This is a genomic window from Bradyrhizobium sp. C-145 (assembly GCF_023375135.1).
Lineage (GTDB): Bacteria > Pseudomonadota > Alphaproteobacteria > Rhizobiales > Xanthobacteraceae > Bradyrhizobium > Bradyrhizobium zhanjiangense.
Window position 1 is genome coordinate 216,444 of the sequence record NZ_CP088150.1, and the last position, 20,294, is coordinate 236,737.

The following is a 20,294-nucleotide window of genomic DNA, read 5'->3' on the forward strand; positions in this document are numbered from 1 at the left end:
CTTCGCGATCCGACCTCTCCCGCAAGCGGGAGAGGTTGGCGTTCGTGGGCTCCGCCGATCGCACCCCGCCGCAGATTATTCTCTCCACATATCAAGCACATCGCTACTGTGCATGGGGTTGATTTCGTAGTTTTAGTTTCCGAACGTCGCAAACTGCGCTGCCACGGCGCGATAAACGTCGCGGCGGAACGGGACAACGAGATCGGCGACGCGGTCGAGGCGCTCCCAGCGCCAGGCATCGAACTCCGCCGGCTGGCCGTTGCGTGGCGTCAGCGGATCGATCTCGTCGTCCTTGCCGGTGAAGCGCAGTGCAAACCACTTTTGCCGCTGGCCGCGGAATTTCGCCAGCCGGTGCGTCTGCGGTCCATCGTAAGGCGGGAATTCATAGGTGAACCAGTCGGTCTCGCCGAGATAGTCGGCGCTGACCACGTTGGTCTCCTCCCAGAGCTCGCGCATCGCAGCATCGCGCAGATTCTCGCCCTCGTCGACGCCGCCCTGCGGCATCTGCCAGTCGACGCCCGGCAGGATGATTTCGGGCCCGTCGCCCTTGAAGCGGTGGCCGATCAGCACACGGCCGTCGGCATTGAACAAGGCGATTCCCACGTTGGGGCGGTAGGGTTTTTCATTGGTCACGCGTGGATCTTTCGTTGTCACTCCGGCGGTGCCTTTAGCATCGAACCCGGCGAGACAATTTGATTTACTGATCCGCCAGCGCGGAAAATTCCTTCACCACGCGCTCATAGACCGGGCGCTTGAACGGGATGATCAATCCGGGGAGGTTCTTCATCGGCTCCCAGCGCCAGCTCACGAACTCGGCCTTGTGGCCGCCGCCGCCAGGCTTTTCGACATTGATCTCGCTGTCCTTGCCGGTGAAGCGCACCGCGAACCATTTCTGGCGCTGGCCGCGGTAGCGGCCCTTCCAGGCGCGTCCGGCGACCGTGCGTGGGATGTCGTAAATGAGCCAGTCCGGAACCTCGCCGAGGCGCTCGACCGAGCGCACGCTGGTCTCTTCATAGAGCTCGCGCTTGGCGGCCTCCCAAGTGTCCTCGCCGGGATCGACGCCGCCCTGCGGCATCTGCCAGATATGGGCGTCGTCGACATGCTCGATGCCGCCGGCGCGGCGGCCGATGAACACCAGTCCCTTCGTGTTGATCAGCATCACCCCGACGCAGGTCCGGTAGGGCAGATCCTCGTAACGCGCCATTCCGCCAGACCCTCACATACTGTTGTCGGTAGGACCTAAAGCGGCCCCGCGGGGGACCCGTGCCGTACCAATTCGTTGATTTAGCTGAATTTTGATTTCAGCATCGCAGTTGTCAATGGCACCAAAAGGATACCCCGGTCGCCCAAAGTCTTGGTCCAGGCACTGATGCGCTCGATCGAGACCGGCAGGGCCGAGGCGGTGCCGACGGCGATGCCGCGCTCGCGCGCCGTCGCTTCGAGCTTGTTCAGGGCGCGGTCGATCTCGGTCGGGGTCGGCACCACGTCAATCGCGATGTCGCCCTTGCCGAACGGCATCCCCTGGTTGGCCGCGGCCAGCGGCGCGATGCTGCGCGGCGAGGAGCCGTCGTCGAAGAAGCCGAGCCCGCGCTTGGCCGCCTCGCGGATGATCGGCTGCATGGCCGGCTCGCTCGCGATGAAGCGGGCGCCCATGAAATTGGTGAGGCCGGCATAACCCTGCATCCGGCTCAGGTGCCAGTACAGGCGGTCCATGTTCTGGTCGGTGCTGAGCGAGGTCAGCAGCGTCTGCGGCCCGGGATCGTTGTCGGGGAAGTCGTAGGGCTCCATCGGGATCTGGAGGAAGATCTCGTGACGCTGGGCGCGCGCCCGCTCGGCGAGCTTGCCGGGGTCGGATCCGTAAGGTGTGAAGGCCAGCGTCACCGCCGGCGGCAGCTTCATGATCGCATCGGTAGTCTTGGCGGCACCGACGCCGAGGCCGCCGATCACGATGGCGACCACCGGCATCTTGGCGGCTTTGGCGCGGTCGGCATCGGCCGCGTAGACGTTGAACGGCTTCATGTCGCCTGCGACCACCGGGATCATGCCGTAGCGCGACTTCTCCAGCAGTTTTGGATCGATCCCGGCCATGACAGGCGGCGGTGCCGAAGCCGCTCCGCCCTTGTCGGTGGCCTCGCCCGCGCCGATCACCACGTCATGGCGGGCGCCGGTGGAGCCGTCGATCATAGTGACGGTCTTCTGCTCACCGGGACCAGCCTGCTTCGGCGCCTCCTTGGTCTCGTGCTTGCCCTCTTGCCTGCTTTCGCCGGCATGGCCCGAGGCCACCGGCTTTTCATCCGTGGCTTTGGGCTCGCGTATTGCGATCCGCGTCATCGGCTCGCCGCCGAGCGGGTCCTTGTTGAAGATGGCGAAGCCGGCAAAGGTGACCAGAAACAGGAGAAGCACGACGGCAAGCAGCTGCATGGCCGTGAACGGCAGCCGGAGCCGGCGTTTCCGGCGCGGCTTATCCTGTCCGAGCGGGGCGCTCAGATCATCGGCCGTTTCAGTCATGCGCGATCCCGAATCACTCGCAATGACGATACCACGCCGAGATCAAGCGGCGGCAGGCCGGGATAGGCCGGGGATGCGTGATCGAATCGGCTGCACCCTTGACGCAGGTGCGCTCCCTCTCCCGCTCGCGGGCGAGGGTTGGGGAGAGGGTGTCTCCGCAGAGAGAGACTCCCGCCAGAGGAGAAAGCCCTCACCCGCACCTTCGGCGCGACCTCTCCCGCAAGCGGGAGAGGTTAGGAAGCGTCGCTCCTCCGGGGCACGGGCCTAAGTTCCAAGCAAAAAGGGCGGCTTCCTGGAGCCGCCCTTTGCGAGAGATTCGTCTAAGCCGATTCTAGTTCGCCGCTTTGGGCTTGTCGGCGGCGGCCTTGTCGCCACCCGGCGTGGGCGCGGCCGAGGCGCTGTTCTTGATGCCGTGGAGCAAATCGTCGGCGAGTTTGAGCGCCTTGTCGTCCTTGGCATCCGGCGGGACGTAGGACTGCGAGCCGGTCTTCTCGTCGCCGTCGTTCTTGAGGTGGCCGCGCAGCGACGCTTCGCCCTTGGTGTCGGTGCGGGACTTCAGCTCGTCCGGCACGTCCTGAAGCACTTCGATGTCGGGCACGATGCCCTTGGCCTGGATCGACTTGCCCGACGGCGTGTAGTAGCGCGCCGTGGTCAGCCGCAGCGCGCCGTTGCCGCTTCCGAGCGGAATGATGGTCTGCACCGAGCCCTTGCCGAACGAGCGCGTGCCGACGATGGTCGCGCGCTTGTGGTCCTGCAGCGCGCCGGCGACGATTTCCGACGCCGAAGCCGAGCCGCCATTGACCAGCACGATGACCGGCTTGCCCTTGGTGAGGTCGCCTGCATGCGCGGTGCGGCGCTGGGTCTCCTCGGCATTGCGGCCGCGGGTCGAGACGATCTCGCCCTTCTCCAGGAAGGAGTCGGAGACGGTGACCGCTTCCTCCAGCAGGCCGCCCGGATTGTTGCGGAGGTCGATGATGTAGCCCTTCAGCTTGTCGCCGATCTGGTTCGAGAGATTGGTGACCTCACGCTTCAGGCCTTCGGTGGTCTGCTCGTTGAAGGTGGTGATGCGGATGTAAGCGATGTCGTCGGCTTCGACGCGCGCGCGCACCGAGCGGACGCGGATGTTGTCGCGCACCAGCGTGACGTCGAGCGGATTGTCCTGGCCCTTGCGGATGATCTTGAGCTTGATCTTGGTGTTGACCGGACCGCGCATCTTCTCGACCGCCTGGTTCAGGGTCAGGCCCTGCACCGCCTCGTCGTCGAGATTGGTGATGATGTCGTTGGCCATGATGCCGGCGCGCGAGGCTGGCGTGTCGTCGATCGGCGAAACCACCTTGATCAGGCCGTCTTCCATCGTGACCTCGATGCCGAGGCCGCCGAACTCGCCGCGGGTCTGCACCTGCATGTCGCGGAAGCTCTTGGCGTCCATGTAGCTCGAATGCGGATCGAGGCCGGTGAGCATGCCGCTGATGGCGGATTCGATCAGCTTGGTGTCATCGGGCTTCTCGACATAGTCGGAGCGCACGCGCTCGAAGACGTCGCCGAACAGATTGAGCTGGCGATAGGTGTCCGCGGTGGCGGCTCGCGCGCTGGAGCCCATGAACACTGCACGCGGCTGGGTCACGAACAGCGTCAGCGCCGCGCCGGTGGCTGCGCTGAGGAGGATTACTGAAGTCTTGCGCATCATCCGCGAACCTTCTCGCCTTCATTTGCGGCCCACCATGGGCCTGGATCGATTGGAGTGCCGTCCTTACGGAACTCGACATAGAGCACAGGTTGACTCGCGTTCGTGGCGAGAATGGAGGCGACTTGAGAGGTCGACCCCATGGTCGCGACCGGCTCCCCCGTGAGCACAAACTGTCCGATGTTGACCGAAATGCGCTCCATCCCGGCGATCAGGACATGATACCCGCCACCAGCGTTAAGGATCAAGAGTTGTCCATAGCTGCGGAAGGGGCCGGCATAGACCACCCAGCCGTCACACGGCGTCGTGACCTGGGAGCCGGGCTTGGTGGCCAGCGAAATGCCCTTCTGGACCCCGCCGACGCCATCGGAACCGCCAAAGTCCCTGATCTTGTTACCGTTAACCGGAAGAGGCAGGAGCCCCTTGGCCGACGCGAAGGCAATCGCGGGCGTGGTCCGGGACCGATCCTTGAAAGCGGCCGGACCAGACTTGGCACCGGTATTCGCGCTGGCGGCCGCCTTCGCCTCGGCCTGCTTGGCCGCCTCGGCCGCCTTCTCAGCAGCCTTGGCGGCGCTTTGCAGATCCTGCTCCATCTTGGTGATCAGGCCCTGGAGATCACCGACCTGCTTTGACAGCATGATCGCGCGCGAATTCTCGGCGTCGAGGTCCTTTTCCCGCGCCGCCTGCTGGCGCTGCCGCTCGTCGACCAAAGCAGTGAGCCGGCTCTGGTCGTTGCGGACCCTGTCGCGGTCCAGGGCGAGCTGGTCGCGTTCGCTGGCGATGTTCTTGCGCAGCGCCACGAGCTCGCCGAGCTCGCCGGCGATCGCCTCGGCGCGGCCGCGCAATTCCGGCACAACCGCACCGAGCAGCATCGCGGTGCGCAGGGATTGCAGCGCGTCTTCGGGACGCACCAGCAGCGCCGGTGGCGTGCGCCTGCCGGCGCGCTGCAAGGCGGCCAGCACTTCGACGATGTCGGCGCGGCGCGAATCGAGCGAGGCGCGCATCTGTTGCTCGCGGCCGTTGAGGTTTCGCAGCCGGGCTTCGGCTTCGTCGATCTTGGTCTCGACGGAGCGCACATTGGCGGCGGTGTCGATCAGCTGCTGATTGAGCTGAGTGCGGTCCTGACCGAGCGCGGTGATCTCGGCCTTGAGCTTGGCCTGCGCTTCCTCGGCGCTCTTCTGCCTGGCGCGGGCGGCCTCGAGCTCCTGCTCACGCTGCTTGATCGCATCGGGCGAGACGGCCGCGGTCTGCGGCGGCGTCGCCGTCTGAGCTTGCGCGAAGCTTACGCCGGCGAGGCCAGTGATCAGCAACAGGTTGAGGAGCGGCGCTCGCATCTTGTCGGCAAAGGTGCTCGTTATGACGCGCATCACGCGCGGTGATATGGGTGGCCGGCCAGAATGGTGGCGGCCCGATAAAGCTGTTCCAGAAGCATGACGCGGACCATTTGGTGCGGCCAGGTCGCAGAGCCGAACGCGATCGCGAGCTTGGCCTTACGGCGCAATTCGGGCGAAAGTCCGTCCGCCCCTCCGATCACGAAGATAGTATGTCCGGCACCCTCGTCGCGCCAGCGCCCGAGATGCCGTGCGAATACGGTGGAATCCAGATTCTGGCCGCGCTCGTCCAGCGCCACCAGGATCGACTTTTCCGGAATATGCGCGCTTATCGCCGCGGCTTCTTCAGCCATCCGCGTCGCGGAGTCGCGCGCACGGCTTTCCGGGATTTCGTGGACGGTGAGCTCGCGGAATCCGAGCTTGCGGCCGGCCTCGTCGAACCGCTCGAAATAGCGGTCGGCAAGCTCCCGTTCGGGGCCCTGCTTCAGCCGGCCCACGGCAATGATGGCAACACGCATGATGGCTTCAGCGTCGTGTCTCAGGGTCGCGCGCATCAAGCGCGCGCACGACGCTACCATGCGCGTCAGCCGATTCGAAATCGGCTCAGTGAGCCTAGATCGCCTTCGCCGCCCCTGGGCCCTGCGTATACAATCGCTCGAGATTGTAGAACTCGCGGACCTCGGGTCTGAACACGTGCACGATCACATCGCCGGAATCGATCAGAACCCAGTCGCAATTGGGCAAGCCCTCGACATGGATGTTCCTGATGCCGTTTTCCTTGAGGCCCTTCGTGACGTTGTCCGCGATCGCGCCGACGTGCCGGTTCACCCGGCCGGTGGTGACGATCATGTAGTCGGAGTACGTCGATTTGCCGCGAAGGTCGATGGTGACCGTCTCTTCCGCCTTCATGTCCTCGAGGCGGGAGAGGATCAGGCTCAGCGTCTTGTCGGCGTCGGGTTGCGCCTTCAAGGCCGCAGCTTTGGTCGATGTTTTACGCGTAGGCTTAGCAACCTTGGGTAAAACAGACTTGGACAATACAGATGTGGCCAGGGACCATTCCTTTCACTGTATCGCGAACGCCGAATCCGACGCTCACTGGTTACACTACATCATGTGGGGTTAAGGCTTTCAATATGCCAGAGAGCCCCAAATCCACACACTCCGTCTCACTTCGTACCTTTTCTCACTTCGTACCTTTCCAGCTCCCGTCCGGGTTCCGCAGGCCCGTCGAGGAGAGATTCAGCTTCAATCCGGTCAAAAACACCCAGGCCGGCGCCGGCTGGTCCGCAAGCAGTGCTGCCTTGTCCTCGGGCAGGCGGTAGCGCGATAGCGCTTGGCCTGCGGGCGAGGCGAGGGCGCGAAAACTCTGCGGGGGGCGATCGATGATTGCCATCGGCACCTGGGCGGCGATGCGCCGCCAGTCCTGCCAACGGTGGAATTGAGCGAGGTTGTCGGCGCCCATGATCCAGACAAAGCGCAAGCCAGAGAAGCGGCGGCGCAAGATGTTGATCGTGTCGATGGTATAGCGGGTACGAATGACGGATTCGAGACAGCTCACCTCGATCCTGGGATCGTTGGCGACCTCGCGCGCCGCCTGCATGCGCGCGCCGAGCTCTTGCAATGCGCCGTTCTCCTTGAGCGGATTTCCCGGCGTCACCAGCCACCAGACGCGATCGAGCTGCAATCGCTTCAGCGCGAATTGGCTGATGGCGCGATGGGCCTGATGCGGCGGGTTGAACGAACCGCCGAGCAGGCCGATGCGCATGCCCTCCGTATGGGGCGGGACCGCTTGCGCCACGAAATGCGGCACGACGAATGTGTTGCTCAATACCCGCCCCGCGACGTTGCTTACGGCCGCGTCTGCCCGGTGCCGCGAACGCGATATTTGAAGCTCGTCAACTGTTCGGCGCCGACAGGGCCGCGAGCATGGAAGCGGCCGGTGGCGATGCCAATCTCGGCGCCGAAGCCGAACTCGCCGCCATCGGCGAACTGCGTCGAGGCGTTGTGCAGCACGATTGCGGAATCGACCTCGCTCAGGAATTTGTTTGCGGCGGTCTCATCCGCGCTCACGATGGCATCGGTGTGATGCGAGCCGTGGTTCTGGATGTGCGCGATGGCGCCGTCGACGCCGTCGACCACTTTCGCTGCGATGATCGCATCGAGATATTCGGTGTCCCAATCGTCTTCGCTGGCAGGCTTTACGCGCGCATCGGTCTTCTGCACGGCGTCGTCGCCGCGCACTTCGCAGCCGGCCTCGATCAGCATCTCCACCAGCGGCTTCAGGCTCTTTGCGGCTCCCGCGCGATCTACCAGCAGCGTCTCGGCGGCGCCGCAGACACCGGTGCGGCGCATCTTGGCGTTGAGCACGATCGACTTCGCCATGGCGAGGTCGGCGCTGCCGTCGACATAGACGTGGTTGACGCCTTCGAGATGTGCGAACACCGGCACGCGCGCTTCCTGCTCGACGCGCGCGACGAGGCTCTTGCCGCCGCGCGGCACGATCACGTCGATGGCGCCATTCAACCCTGATAGCATCATGCCGACCGCCGCACGGTCGCGCGTCGGCACCAGCGTGATCGAGGCTTCAGGCAGGTCCGCTTCGCGCAGGCCCTGCACCAGGCACTCATGGATGGCGCGGCAGGAACGAAAACTGTCGGAGCCGCCACGCAGGATCACGGCATTGCCGGACTTCAGGCACAACACGCCGGCGTCCGCCGCAACGTTCGGCCGGCTCTCGAAAATCACGCCGACGACGCCGAGCGGCACGCGCACGCGCTCGATGGTCATGCCGTTGGGCCGCTGCCAGCTTTCGGTGACGACACCGACCGGATCGGCAATGCCGCGCACGATGCCGATGCCCTCGGCCATCCCTTCGACGCGTGCCGGCGTCAGCGTCAGGCGGTCGATGAAGGCGGAGGTCGCATTGCCGGAGGCGCGGGCTTCCGCGACGTCCTCGGCATTGGCGGCGAGGATCGCTGCAGCGTTGCCGCGGATCGCCCGCTCCATGGCTTCCAGCGCCCGGTTCTTTTGCTCCGGCGGCGCCAGCGCCAGCACTCGCGCGGCGGCGCGGGCCTTGGCGGCGAGATCGGACATCAGCGCCTGGAGATCGGCATTGCCGTCGACGGCTTTGAGGGGGGCGGCCATGGGGTCAACCTTCTGCTAAGGCGGTGTCCTAGCACGGAAATCCCGCGTCTGCGAAGGGCGTGGCTGGTTTCCCCGGTCGCGACGGGCTGGGTCGCTGGCCTGCCCGGTCTCTTGCAAAAGGGCCGCTGCGGCCCTTACCCGCCGACCACCAGGTCGTCGCGGTGGATCATCTCGGACCTGCCGCTGATGCCGAGGATGGCCATCACGTCTGGGGAGGAGCGGCCCTTGATCCGCTCGGCGACCTCGGCGTCATAGGCGATCAGGCCACGCCCGACCTCGCTGGCGTCGGGACCGCGCACGATCACGGCATCACCGCGGGCAAACTGGCCCTCGACCTTGATCACGCCGGCCGGCAGCAGGCTGGCGCCGGCGCGCAGCGCCGTCACCGCGCCGGCATCGATGGTCAGCGTGCCCTTCGGCTCCAGCGTGCCGGCGATCCAGCGCTTTCGCGAGGTGATGGGATTGGCCGGCGTCAGGAACCAGGTGCAGCGGCCGCCATCGGCGATCGCCTGCAGCGGATGCTCGATCTTGCCGGAGGCGATCAGCATATGCGTGCCGCCTGTCGTGGCGATCTTGGCTGCCTCGACCTTCGTGCGCATGCCGCCGCGCGACAGCTCGGACTCGGCATCTCCCGCCACCCCCTCGATCTCCGAGGAGATGCTCTCGACCACCGGAATCAGCTTTGCGTTCGGGTTGTTCTTGGGTGGGGCGTCGTAGAGGCCGTCAATGTCGGAGAGCAGCACCAGGAGGTCGGCGCTCGCCATGGTGGCGACGCGCGCGGCGAGGCGGTCATTGTCGCCGTAGCGGATCTCGTTAGTGGCGACCGTGTCGTTCTCGTTGATCACGGGAATCGCGCGCCACTCCAGCAGCTTGCCGATGGTGGAACGCGCATTGAGGTAGCGGCGGCGCTCTTCGGTGTCCTGGAGCGTCACCAGAATCTGGCCGGCGCCGATGTCGTGCGCCCCGAGCACCTCCGACCAAATCCGCGCCAGCGCGATCTGGCCGACCGCGGCGGCGGCCTGGCTCTCCTCCAGCTTCAGCGGACCGCGCGGCAATTTGAGGCGGCTGCGGCCGAGCGCGATCGAGCCCGAGGAGACGACCAGCACGTCGCGGCCTTCGCGGTGCAGTTTTGCCATGTCGTCCGCCAGCGCAGCCAGCCAGGACGCCCGCACCTCGCCCCTGTCGGAATCGACCAGCAGCGCGGAGCCGACCTTGACGACGATACGGCGGAATTGACTGAGTTCGGGGCTGGCCATGTGTATTTGTGCTGGCGCTGGATGCGAATTGCTCGGGAAACGGCGGAGCGACAGGCGGCGCCGATGAGCCCTGCTTTTGCAGCAGGACGGTGACCGGCGCAAGGCAGCCGGCATGGTAAACGGCGCATGTCGGCCTTGTCTCGGGCGTCCGCCTGGCTCTAATTGCCGCCAACCAAAATGGGCTGAAAGAGGAAACGAATGGATCGCCGCAAATTCATGGCCGGATGCTTGGGGCTGCCGCTGCTGGCGCAGGCGGGTGGGGCGCAAGCGCAGGCCGGGCTCACAAAGGTCATCTTCCCGTTCGCAGCGGGAGCTGGCGGCGACACGCTGTGCCGGCTGATCGCGCAGGAGATGGCGCCAGCGTTGCAACGGACCGTCGTCGTCGAGAACCGCACCGGCGGCGACGGCCTGATCGGCATCAAGGCGGTGAAGGGTGGCAGTCCCGACGGCAGCATGGTGCTGGTGACGACGGGGCCGACCATGTATCTGCTGCCAATGGTGGAGACGACACCGAGCTTCGACACGGCCAAGGACTTCATGCCGGTGTCGCTGCTGGCGCGGTTCGAATTTGCGTTGGTGATCAACCCGACTGTCGAGGCCGCTGATTTCAAGAGCTTCGTGGCCTGGCTCAAGGCGCATCCGGACAAGACCTCGTTTGGGGTGCCGAGCAATGGCACCATTCCGCATTTCATGGGCTCCAAGCTTGAGAAGGACCTCGGCATTCCCCTGACCCGCGTGCCCTATCGCGGCAGCGCGCCCATCCTCAACGACATCGTCGGCGGCCACATCTCGTTCGGCATCACGACATTGGCCGACGCTCTGCCGCAACATCGCGCCAAGGGTGTGAAGATCATCGCGGTCGCGAGCGCGGAACGATCGCCGTTTGCGCCAGACGTTCCGACGCTGAGGGAGAGCGGCATCGATCTCGTCGCGGACGCCTGGTACGGCATGTGGCTTCCGGCCGGCAGCCCGCCGGAGTTCGCCAGCAAGCTCGGCGCCGCCGCAAGCTCCGCGCTCGCCAAGCCCGAGGTGAAGGAGAAGCTCACCGCGATTGGGCTCATTCCGGTCGGGTCCACGCCGGAAGGATTGACGAAGGAGCTCGCAGCGAACATCGCGTTGTGGCAACCGATCGTGAAGGCGACGGGATACAAGATCGAGAATTGAGTCTTCTCCCTCTCCCCGCTTGCGGGGAGAGGGTTGGGGTGAGGGGGGAGTCTCCGCGGGGCCGGTGAGAGTTGGACTCGCGGAGAGTCCTCCTCACCCGGATCGCATCTCGCGACGCGATCCGGCCTCTCCCGGCAAGCGGGGAGAGGCAAAGAGCGCCTCTACATCTTCGCGCGTTGTGCGATGCCATCCTTGATCGCCGCAAGCTCGGCTTCATCCCAGATGCCGATCAAAATGCCGCCCTTCACCTGCAGCTGGTTATCCGCATAGGCCGCGATCTTCTCGCGCGGGGTGGTGATGTGGTCGTTCGGATGCAGCGCCCAGTCGAATAGCTCGGCCTGAAGCCGCGCGATGATGCCGGCGCATTCGGGGTCATCGCCGCGATCCAAATATTCGTCCGGATCGGTTTCGAGGTCGTACAGCATCGGACGGAAGCCGGAGGCGTGGATGTATTTCCAGCGGCCGTCGAACACCATGAACAGGCGGCAGCGTTCGATTGGCTGGTTCAGCTTCAGCCGCACATCCTGCATGGCATAGTCGTATTCGGAGAACGCCACCCTGCGCCAATCTGACGGCGTCGGGCCACGCAGCAGCGGCAGCAGCGAGCGCCCTTCGAGGATGTGGCCCGGCACCTTGCCGCCGAAATAGTCGACGAAGGTCGGTGCAAGATCGATCGCCTCGACCAGCGCATCGCTGCGCGTGCCGCGCGTGGTGTCGGCTTGCCTGGACGGATCGATGATGATCAGTGGAATCTTGGCTGACTGCTCGTGGAACAGGTCCTTCTCGCCCATCCAGTGATCGCCGAGATAGTCGCCGTGATCGGAGGTGAACACGATCATGGTTGTTTCCAAGAGGCCGCGTTCCTCCAGAAACTTCATCAGCACGCCCATCTGGTCGTCGATCTGGGTGATCAGGCCCATATAGGTCGGGATCACCTTCTCGCGGGCATCATCGCGCGCCATGTTGCGGGAGTAGCGCATGTCCATATAGGCGCCGAACACCGGATGCGGGCTCGAGCGCTCACGCTCGGAGCGGATCACCGGGATCATGTCATCAGTCGAATACATGCTCGCATAGGGCTCGGGCGCGATATAGGGCCAGTGCGGCTTGATGTAGGACAGATGCAGGCACCACGGCCGGCCATCGGTCTCGGCCTCACTGATGAAGTCCATCGCGCGCCGCGTCATGTAGGGCGTCTCGGAGTGCTCGTCTGGCACGCGCGCGGCCTTGTCGGCATGCACCAACAGCCACCCATTCTGCAAGCTACCGTCGTCCGCCGCGCCGGAATTGGCCCAATGCTCCCAGGGATTGGTGGCCTCAAAACCCTGCTGGCGCAGATACTCGTCGTATTTCGGCCGCGGCCGGCCGGTCGGATGCAGGCCGTCGTCACGCTCATAGGGCTCGAAGCCGCATTCGACGACATGCACGCCGATGATCGATTCCGGGGGGATACCGAGCGCCTTCATGCCCTCGAGGTCGGGCGCCATGTGGGTCTTGCCAACCAGCACGTTGCGCACGCCGATTTTGCCCAGGTGATCGCCGAGCGTCGGCTCGCCGACACGCAGCGGCCAGCCGTTCCAGTGCGAGCCGTGCGAGCGCATGTAGCGCCCGGTATAGAACGACATCCGCGACGGGCCGCAGATCGGCGACTGCACGTAAGCCTTGCTGAAAAGCACGCCACGCTTGGCCATGGCGTCGATGTTCGGCGTCTTCAGCGTGGGATGGCCGGTGCAGCCGAGATAATCATAGCGAAGCTGGTCGCACATGATCCAGAGAACGTTCTTCGCGCGCGCCATGCGTCTCGCTCCGTACTTCGTTTGCCCGATATTGCGCTATCGATGGCGCGAAGAAAACCTCTCCCGTCGGGGAGAGGTGTCGAGAGAGTGTCGTCTTACTACGCCGACCACGGCTCCGCTTCAGCGGCGCTTTTCGCCTTGGCGGAGACCGGGCTCTCGCCGATCACGTCGGCCAGCGCGCGCAGCGCTTCCTTGACGCCCTGGCCGGTCGCGCCGGACAGCAGCAGCGGCGTCTTCTTGGCGGCGCGCTTCAGGCGGTCCTTCTGCTTCTTCAATTCGTCCGGCTCGACCGCGTCGATCTTGTTGAGCGCGACGATCTCGATCTTGTCGGTGAGCTGGCCGCCATAGGCCTCCAGCTCCGTCCGCACCGTCTTGTAGGCCTTACCGGCGTGCTCGCTCGTCGCATCGACGAGATGCAGCAGCACGCGGCAGCGTTCGACATGGCCGAGGAAGCGGTCGCCGAGGCCGGCGCCTTCATGCGCGCCTTCGATGAGACCCGGAATATCCGCCAGCACGAATTCGCGGCCGTCGGCATTCACGACGCCGAGCTGCGGATGCAGCGTGGTGAAGGGATAGTCGGCGATCTTCGGCTTTGCCGCGCTGACCTTGCTGAGGAAGGTCGACTTGCCGGCATTGGGCAGGCCGACGACGCCCGCATCCGCGATCAATTTCAGCCGCAGCCAGATCCAGCGCTCTTCGCCCACCTGGCCGGGATTGGCGTTGCGCGGCGCGCGGTTGGTCGACGATTTGAAATGCGCGTTGCCGAAGCCGCCATTGCCGCCCTCGGCCAGCACGAATTTTTCGCCGACCTTGGTGAAGTCGTGGATCAGCGTCTCGCGGTCCTCGTCGAAGATCTGCGTGCCGACCGGGACCTTCAGCACGATGTTCTTGCCGTTGGCGCCGTGGCGGTCCGAGCCCATGCCATTCTCGCCCTTCTGGGCCTTGAAATGCTGCTGGTAGCGGTAGTCGATCAGCGTGTTGAGCCCATCGGCGACCTCGATGATCACATTGCCGCCGCGGCCGCCATTGCCGCCGGAGGGGCCGCCGAATTCGATGAACTTCTCGCGGCGGAACGCCACGCAGCCGTTCCCGCCGTCACCGGAGCGGATATAGACCTTTGCTTCGTCGAGAAATTTCATGGGCCATAGGTAGGCCAGCTCGCCCGGCCCGGCAACCCGAATTGACCCGTGCATCGGCGGAAATTCCGCGATTTTGGGGCGTGCTTAACCTGCGGGCCTTTTCCTTATCAGGAATTTCTGCGTGCCCTCCAGCACCAGCTCCTTGCGCTGGTTGAACACGGTGCTTTTGAGCGTGACGACGCCGGTCGTGCGACCCGGCACCAGCTCGGTGACTTCGAGCGCGGGATAAAGGGTGTCGTCGGCGAACACCGGCTTGAGAAACCGGCTTGATTGCTCGAGGAAGCCGACCAGGGACTCCTCGACCATGAACGGAAACAGGCCGGCACCGGGCGCGGTGTGAATCAAGGTCTGGAAGCCGTGGGCGAGCAGATGCGGCATGCCGCGGGCGCGACAATATTCCACGTCGTAGTGCACCGGATGGGTGTCGCCGCTTGCGGTCTGGAATGCCGCGAACACGGCGGAAGTCTGAGTGCGGCTCGGCAGCACGAAACGCTCGCCGAGGACGAAATCCTCAAACCAGCGTTGCGTTGGGATCATGCGATGCTGGGAGGGATCGAAATCGGTCATGCCGCGTCCTTTCGTCGGTATGAGTTCTATCGCTACCGCGATGCGAAGAGTGCGACAATCCGTTCAATTCGGCGCAAGTGGGCTTGTCCAGCGCGCCTGCGTCATTAAAACGACCGAAGCGACACTACTCGCCGTTTTTCGACGCTTCCTCCGCTCGTCATTGCGAGCGAAGCGAAGCAATCCAGACTGCTTCCGTGGAAACAGTCTGGATTGCTTCGTCGCAACAGCTCCTCGCAATGACGGGTCTTCCACGAACGACAGCAATGCCCTTCTTCAAGAATCTCTCCGCCTATGACGACCGCTCGGCACGGCTGGCCGGCATCGCCTTGATGGTGCTGTCGATCTTCATGTTCTCGTTCGGCGACGCCATGGGCAAGTTCCTGGTCGGCACCTATTCGGTGGGGCAGCTCTTGTTCCTGCGCGCCTGCGCGGCGCTGCTCTTGCTGTCGCCGCTGATCTGGCGGCAGCGTCACCACTTCCTGCAGCTGGAGCGGCCGCGCCTGCAGTTGTTTCGCGTCGTGCTGTCGACGCTGGAGGTGGCTGCCTTCTTCCTCGCGACCGTCTATCTGCCGCTCGCCGACGTCATCACCTATTATCTGGCCGGCCCGATCTTCGTCACCGCGATGTCGGCGATCTTTTTGGGCGAGAAGGTCGGCTGGCGGCGCTGGACCGCCATCCTGATCGGTTTCTGCGGCGTCTTGATCGCGCTGCGGCCGTCCGCGCAGACCATCAGCCTGCCAGCGCTGATCGCGCTCGGCGGCAGCCTCTCCTTCGCAACGCTGATGCTGATCACGCGCAGCCTGCGCAAGACGCCCGACATCGTGATGGCGTCCTCGCAATTCATCGGCACGTTTTCGCTGGGTGCCGCTCTCTCTGCATTTCACTGGGTGCCGCCGACATCGGGCAGCCTCGTGATCTTCGCGCTTGCGGGATGCGTCTCGGTCACCGCGCTGTTCTGCGTCAACCGCTCGCTGAAGCTCGCGCCGGCCAGTGTCGTGGTGCCCTACCAATATTCGATGATCGTCTGGGCCGTGATCTTCGGCTTCGTCGTGTTCGGCGACCTGCCTGAAGTCGCCACCATCGTCGGCGCCGCCATCATCATCGGCGCGGGATTCTATATTTACTTGCGGGAACGCGATTTGGGGCGTGAGAACGCCGAGGTGAATCCGCCCGCTTAGCTCTTACCCTCCCCTGGAGGGCCCTGGAGGGGGAGGTCGCTCGCGCGCCGTGCGAGCGGGGGGGTGACAGTCTTTCCGCGAAGATGGTGCTTGGATTGGCGGTGGTGGGTGAGACCATTGCTGTGGCTTCACCCCACCCCGCTGCGCATTCCGCTTCGCTGCATGCGCATCGACCCCCCTCCAGGGGAGGGTGATCGGTGCACCTACCTCATCCTCCTCGCGCTGCTCCAGCTCTTCAGCGACGCCCACACGCCGCGTGACAGACGGAAGCAATCGACGGGCGTGGACGATCCCAGCGCCAGGAAGCGGTGCAGCTGGACGCCGCTCCACTGGAAGCCGCACTTCTCCAGCACCTTGCGCGAGGCCGGGTTGGTGACGCGCGCGCCGGCATAGAGATGATCGTCCTCGAACTCCTCGAAGAAGAAGTCGATCGCGCCGCGTGCGGCCTCGGTGGCAAAGCCCTGGCCCCAATGCTCGACGCCGAGCCAATAGCCGAGCTCGGCATTGTCGGGCGTGGAGCAGTCGATGCCGACCATGCCGATCGGCCCGCTGTCGTGCTCGATCAGGAACACGGTCTCGCTGCCGAGCGCGGCGGTGGCGCGGATGAATTCAACGGCGTCGTCCTGCGAATAAGGATGCGGCAGGCGGCGGGTGTTTTCCGCGATGCGGCGGTCGTTGGCGAGCCGGGCGATGGTCCTGACGTCGGCGAGTGTCGGCCGCCGCAAGGTCAGCCGCTCGGTGGCGACGACACTCGGTCTCGCCTCCTGCAAGGTCAAGCTCGAGAAATCCTGCAACATGTCCGGCTCCTGGAAAGTCACTAAGTCAAAGTGAGCAAGTCAAAGAAAAGGGGAGGCCGGTTTCCCGCCTCCCCTGGAGCCTTCGATCTCTATGATCTCTAGGACTCCGCCGGTTTGGTCAGGACCCGGCGGATTCCCATTTGATCCGCCGTCTATTCAGCCGCCTCTGCGATCGGGAGCACCGATACGAAGGTGCGGCCTTTGGCTTTGGCCTGGAACGCAACACGACCTTCGACCTTGGCGAACAAAGTGTGGTCCGTGCCCATGCCGACATTAAGGCCGGGGTGCCAGGTGGTGCCGCGCTGACGCGCAATGATGTTGCCGGGAGCGACAATCTCCCCGCCGAACGCCTTGATGCCGAGGCGCTTGCCCTTGGAATCGCGTCCGTTACGCGATGAACCGCCTGCTTTTTTGTGAGCCATGGCTCGTCTCCGAAATCCTACGTATGTCTAGATCAATTCCTTGACGGAATCATTTCACGATTTCTCACGCATCAATTCGTGAATTGGCGTGATCAAATCTCGTTATTCGGCGGCTTCCTTCGCGGACTCCTTGGCCACCTTCTCCTTCTTCGGACGCGGGCCCTTGGTGGGCTTGGCGCCGTCGGTCAGGATCTCGGTGACGCGCAGCACCGTGATCTCGTCGCGGTAGCCGCGCTTGCGGCGCGAGTTCTTGCGGCGGCGCTTCTTGAACGCGATGACCTTCGGTCCGCGCTTGTGGTCGAGCACCTCGACCGCAACGGACGCGCCTGCGACCGTCGGGACGCCCAGGACCGGCGTGTCGCCGCCGACCACCAGAACTTCATTCAACTGCACGATCGTGCCGACTTCGCCGGCGATCTTGCCTACTTCGAGAACATCATCCGGCACGACGCGGTATTGCTTGCCGCCGGTTTTGATGACTGCGAACATCGTTTTTTTTCCTTCGTGTTCAATCCCGGCCTCGCGACAGTTTGTCGGGGCCGGCTTTTTGTCAGTCGCTACGGGTTTATGCGAGCTTTGTGCGGGCGGGAGTTATCCCTTTGAAAACCCACGCAAAAGCAAGCGGCGCGAGAAACGCCCCGCGCCGGCTGTGGGACTTATAGCCGCCGGACGCCGCAAGTCAAGGAAAAGCGAGCGAAAACGGTCAGGATTTGAAGGATTTGGGTCCATTCCGGTGTATGGGCCGAATCTGCGGCCGGCTTGAAACCAACGGGTTCCCTCCCCGTTGTGTCCTCGCAAATCGGACACGCGGGCAAGGGCTATCATGGCAACAGACCAGCTGGTCAACACGACGGGCATCGCCCAGCACGGGGCGAGCCGCCTGCCGTCGGTCGACGTCGACAGCTTCAACATCGAGCTCAAGGACGACGAGGGCTTTCTGGGGGACCGCGCCAGCAAGGGCGCGTTCCGCGAGATCCTCGAAGAGTGGCGCAAGCCGCTTCGCAATAGCGGCGAAGATCCCTTCGGCGACGAGCCGTCCGACAAGATCAGCAAGAAGGCTCTCGATGCCGTTCTGGTCGGCGACAATACCGAGGCCACGGCCGTCGTGCATAGCGCGATCGAGGATTTCGCGCAGGAGCTCGCTTACGTCACGCGGCGGTTCCTCAAGACCAAGGCCTGGGCCAAGACCGACTGCATTGTGGTCGGCGGCGGCTTTCGCGCGAGCCGGCTCGGCGAAATTGCCATTGCCCGGGCCGAGATCATCCTCAAGTCGGAAGGCTTCAAGGTCGATCTGGTGCCAATCCGATTCGATCCTGACGATGCCGGCTTGATCGGAGCCCTGCACCTCGCGCCGTCCTGGATTTTCGAGGCCTATGACAGCATCCTCGCGGTCGACATCGGTGGAACGAACATCCGCTGCGGGATCGTGGAGACACGCTGGAAGAAGGCGCCCGATCTGTCCAAGGCCGCGGTCTTCAAATCCGATCTGTGGCGCCATGCCGATGATGAGCCGAGCCGCGAGGCCGCGGTGAAGCGATTGGTCAAGATGCTCGAAGGCCTGATCGAGGATGCCGAAGCTGAAGGCTTCAAGCTCGCGCCGTTCATCGGCATCGCCTGCCCCGGCGTGATCGATGCGGACGGCTCCATCGAGAAGGGTGCGCAGAATCTGCCCGGCAATTGGGAGAGCAGCAAATTCAACCTGCCGGCGAGCCTCGTCGAAGCCATCCCTGAGATCGGCGAGCACGACACCGCGGTCGTGATGCACAATGACGGCGTGGTTCAGGGCCTTGCGGAAGTGCCGTTCATGCAGCACGTCGATCGTTGGGGCGTGCTCACCATCGGCACCGGCCTTGGCAATGCGCGTTTCACCAACCGCCGCAAGGAGGGCGCCAACGGAAAAGACCGGGATTCCACGGAGAACGGCAAGAAAAAGGGCAAGGACAACAACAAGAACGACTAACTCGGGTTTTCGAGCGAAGTGGACACCGGTTCGCGTCAAGAAAACGCGTCCAAGAAGGATCTGGAGCCCCGTTTCAGGCTCCACAGTAACCTTGACCGGTTAGGTTAAGGGGCGGATTGCGTTGCGCGATGCGGGCTGCACGCTAGGGTCGAATCGTCGCTTCACTCGGCCGGCGAAGCCGCCCTTCCCGGTCAGTATTTCAATGAGCGGCAAGGGACCGCCAGTGTTTACCGCGTCTGGCGGTCCCACCCCGTTTTTCTGACGCTTGCTCCGCCTCTCCCGCTTGCAGGAGAGGCCGACGCGCCCCGCGCGATGCGAAGCATCGTCCCGCGCGCGGCGGGTGAGGGCTCTCGCCGCGTCGGGACGTCCTCAGCAATCCAACAATCCCATTGTGGAAACACCCTCTCCCCGACCCTCTCCCGCAAGCGGGAGAGGGAGTGCACCTCCATCATCGCAAGAGCTCCCCTTGATTCAGCTCCAGCCGATGCGCTGAAAGAACGTCGCGATCTCCACGGCCGCGCGATCCGGATCTTCCCGATGCGGGAAGTGCCCGACGTCCGGAAACATCGCCAGATCGAGTTCGCTGAAGGTTTCGCCGAGCCGATCGGTCCAGGCATAGGGAAACAGCGGGTCGTGCTCGGCCCAGCGCACGCAGGTCGGCACGTTGATCGGCGGCAGGCGTGGCGCCTCACCCTTCATCATCGCGATGCGCCCGGCATGCGAGGCGCGATAATGCGCAAAGCCGCCGGCGAGATTGCCGTCCTTGAGGAAGTTGTCGGCGAAGGCGTCGAGCACGTCGTCGAAGGCATTTTTCCGGTGCGCCCAGCCTTTGAGGAAGTGGCTGATATAGAGCCGGCAGGTCTCGCGGCTGGCGCCGACCAGTGCCGGGGCCATCTCCATCTGCTGAAAGGACTGGTACCAGATGTGGTTGAGCCTATCGGGGGCCGCCATGCGCGGCCCGATGCCGGGATAGACGAAATCGAAGAAGAACAGCCCGGTGAGCCGTGCCGGTGCCTGCCGGGCCAGGGGCTGCATCACGGCGCCGCCGACGTCATGACCCACGACGCCGAATCGATCGATGCCGAGCCCGTCCATCAGTGCCAGCATGTCCGCCGCATGGCCATCCGGCCCGTAAGGGCCATCGGGCTTGTCGCTGTCGCCGAAACCGCGCAGGTCAGGCGCGATCAGGGTGAAGCGATCCGCCAGCCGGGCCATCACCGGCTCCCAGGTCAGCCAGAATTCCGGCCAACCATGCAGCAAAAGCAGCGGTTTGCCCCGTCCTGCGCGAACCAAGTGGAAATCGGCGCCATTGGCCGCGATCGTCAGATGCTCCACGGTGGTTCCTTTC

20 protein-coding genes are annotated in these 20,294 nt (G+C 64.4%); 3 read left to right on the top strand and 17 right to left on the bottom strand.

Translation table 11 applies throughout. The features are described 5' to 3' along the window. Positions 1–132: 132 nt before the first annotated feature. From LRP30_RS01020 to proB, 10 genes are all read right to left on the bottom strand, one after another. Positions 133–633, bottom strand: coding sequence for an RNA pyrophosphohydrolase (locus tag LRP30_RS01020; protein WP_249759059.1), 501 nt, complete (start codon positions 631–633; stop codon positions 133–135). A 64-nt stretch (positions 634–697) separates the two neighbouring features. After that, positions 698–1,204: an RNA pyrophosphohydrolase gene (locus LRP30_RS01025; protein ID WP_128930670.1), complete on the bottom strand. Its 507-nt coding sequence runs from the start codon at positions 1,202–1,204 to the stop codon at positions 698–700. Between the two features lie 80 nt (positions 1,205–1,284). Continuing rightward, the gene (locus LRP30_RS01030; RefSeq protein WP_249759060.1) at positions 1,285–2,508 is read right to left on the bottom strand and encodes a divergent polysaccharide deacetylase family protein; all 1,224 of its coding nucleotides are present in this window, start codon (positions 2,506–2,508) and stop codon (positions 1,285–1,287) included. Between the two features lie 331 nt (positions 2,509–2,839). Continuing rightward, positions 2,840–4,195 (bottom strand): S41 family peptidase, encoded by a 1,356-nt coding sequence (locus LRP30_RS01035; RefSeq protein ID WP_128930672.1) that lies wholly within the window; start codon positions 4,193–4,195, stop codon positions 2,840–2,842. Continuing rightward, the gene (locus LRP30_RS01040) at positions 4,192–5,526 is read right to left on the bottom strand and encodes a peptidoglycan DD-metalloendopeptidase family protein (protein ID WP_249761978.1); all 1,335 of its coding nucleotides are present in this window, start codon (positions 5,524–5,526) and stop codon (positions 4,192–4,194) included. Before LRP30_RS01040 ends, LRP30_RS01035 begins: the two co-directional genes overlap by 4 nt. A 32-nt stretch (positions 5,527–5,558) precedes the next feature. Continuing rightward, entirely contained in the window at positions 5,559–6,041 is a 483-nt protein-coding gene (gene rlmH, locus LRP30_RS01045; RefSeq protein WP_128930673.1) for a 23S rRNA (pseudouridine(1915)-N(3))-methyltransferase RlmH, read from the bottom strand. A 94-nt stretch (positions 6,042–6,135) separates the two neighbouring features. After that, positions 6,136–6,492: a ribosome silencing factor gene (gene rsfS, locus LRP30_RS01050; RefSeq protein ID WP_091893134.1), complete on the bottom strand. Its 357-nt coding sequence runs from the start codon at positions 6,490–6,492 to the stop codon at positions 6,136–6,138. Positions 6,493–6,706: 214 nt separating this feature from the next. After that, entirely contained in the window at positions 6,707–7,351 is a 645-nt protein-coding gene (locus LRP30_RS01055) for a nicotinate-nucleotide adenylyltransferase (RefSeq protein ID WP_249759061.1), read from the bottom strand. 20 nt (positions 7,352–7,371) lie between these two features. Then, positions 7,372–8,667, bottom strand: a complete 1,296-nt coding sequence (locus tag LRP30_RS01060) for a glutamate-5-semialdehyde dehydrogenase (RefSeq protein WP_128930674.1) — start codon at positions 8,665–8,667, stop codon at positions 7,372–7,374. Between the two features lie 134 nt (positions 8,668–8,801). After that, a complete protein-coding gene (gene proB / locus LRP30_RS01065; RefSeq protein ID WP_091893138.1) occupies positions 8,802–9,923 on the bottom strand; it encodes a glutamate 5-kinase in 1,122 nt (373 codons plus the stop codon). A gap of 198 nt (positions 9,924–10,121) precedes the next feature. On the opposite strand from proB, the gene LRP30_RS01070 reads away from it, so the two are divergent. Next, on the top strand, positions 10,122–11,087 hold the full coding sequence (locus tag LRP30_RS01070) for a Bug family tripartite tricarboxylate transporter substrate binding protein (protein WP_249759062.1): 966 nt from the start codon (positions 10,122–10,124) through the stop codon (positions 11,085–11,087). A 161-nt stretch (positions 11,088–11,248) separates the two neighbouring features. Here the strand turns inward: LRP30_RS01070 and LRP30_RS01075 are convergent, their stop codons facing one another. The 3 genes from LRP30_RS01075 to LRP30_RS01085 form a co-directional block, all read right to left on the bottom strand. Further along, complete coding sequence (locus LRP30_RS01075) at positions 11,249–12,883, bottom strand: alkaline phosphatase family protein (protein WP_249759063.1); 1,635 nt, start codon at positions 12,881–12,883, stop codon at positions 11,249–11,251. Between the two features lie 98 nt (positions 12,884–12,981). Beyond that, positions 12,982–14,022 carry a GTPase ObgE gene (obgE, locus tag LRP30_RS01080; protein WP_128942479.1) on the bottom strand — a complete coding sequence of 347 codons (1,041 nt, stop codon included), beginning with the start codon at positions 14,020–14,022 and terminating at the stop codon, positions 12,982–12,984. An 84-nt stretch (positions 14,023–14,106) separates the two neighbouring features. Then, on the bottom strand, positions 14,107–14,589 hold the full coding sequence (locus tag LRP30_RS01085) for a MaoC family dehydratase (RefSeq protein WP_128947778.1): 483 nt from the start codon (positions 14,587–14,589) through the stop codon (positions 14,107–14,109). Positions 14,590–14,852: 263 nt separating this feature from the next. Between LRP30_RS01085 and LRP30_RS01090 the strand changes: the two genes are divergently transcribed. Beyond that, positions 14,853–15,767, top strand: a complete 915-nt coding sequence (locus LRP30_RS01090) for a DMT family transporter (RefSeq protein WP_249759064.1) — start codon at positions 14,853–14,855, stop codon at positions 15,765–15,767. A gap of 203 nt (positions 15,768–15,970) precedes the next feature. Here the strand turns inward: LRP30_RS01090 and LRP30_RS01095 are convergent, their stop codons facing one another. The 3 genes from LRP30_RS01095 to rplU form a co-directional block, all read right to left on the bottom strand. Continuing rightward, on the bottom strand, positions 15,971–16,564 hold the full coding sequence (locus tag LRP30_RS01095) for a GNAT family N-acetyltransferase (RefSeq protein ID WP_249759065.1): 594 nt from the start codon (positions 16,562–16,564) through the stop codon (positions 15,971–15,973). A 152-nt stretch (positions 16,565–16,716) separates the two neighbouring features. Then, positions 16,717–16,986, bottom strand: coding sequence for a 50S ribosomal protein L27 (gene rpmA / locus LRP30_RS01100; RefSeq protein ID WP_128942462.1), 270 nt, complete (start codon positions 16,984–16,986; stop codon positions 16,717–16,719). 102 nt (positions 16,987–17,088) lie between these two features. After that, on the bottom strand, positions 17,089–17,475 hold the full coding sequence (rplU, locus tag LRP30_RS01105) for a 50S ribosomal protein L21 (RefSeq protein ID WP_080137431.1): 387 nt from the start codon (positions 17,473–17,475) through the stop codon (positions 17,089–17,091). Between the two features lie 334 nt (positions 17,476–17,809). Between rplU and LRP30_RS01110 the strand changes: the two genes are divergently transcribed. Continuing rightward, positions 17,810–18,946 carry an ROK family protein gene (locus LRP30_RS01110; protein WP_249759066.1) on the top strand — a complete coding sequence of 379 codons (1,137 nt, stop codon included), beginning with the start codon at positions 17,810–17,812 and terminating at the stop codon, positions 18,944–18,946. Positions 18,947–19,417: 471 nt separating this feature from the next. Here LRP30_RS01110 and LRP30_RS01115 read toward each other — a convergent pair whose 3' ends face one another. Then, positions 19,418–20,281: an alpha/beta hydrolase gene (locus LRP30_RS01115; protein WP_249759067.1), complete on the bottom strand. Its 864-nt coding sequence runs from the start codon at positions 20,279–20,281 to the stop codon at positions 19,418–19,420. Between the last annotated feature and the right edge of the window lie 13 nt (positions 20,282–20,294).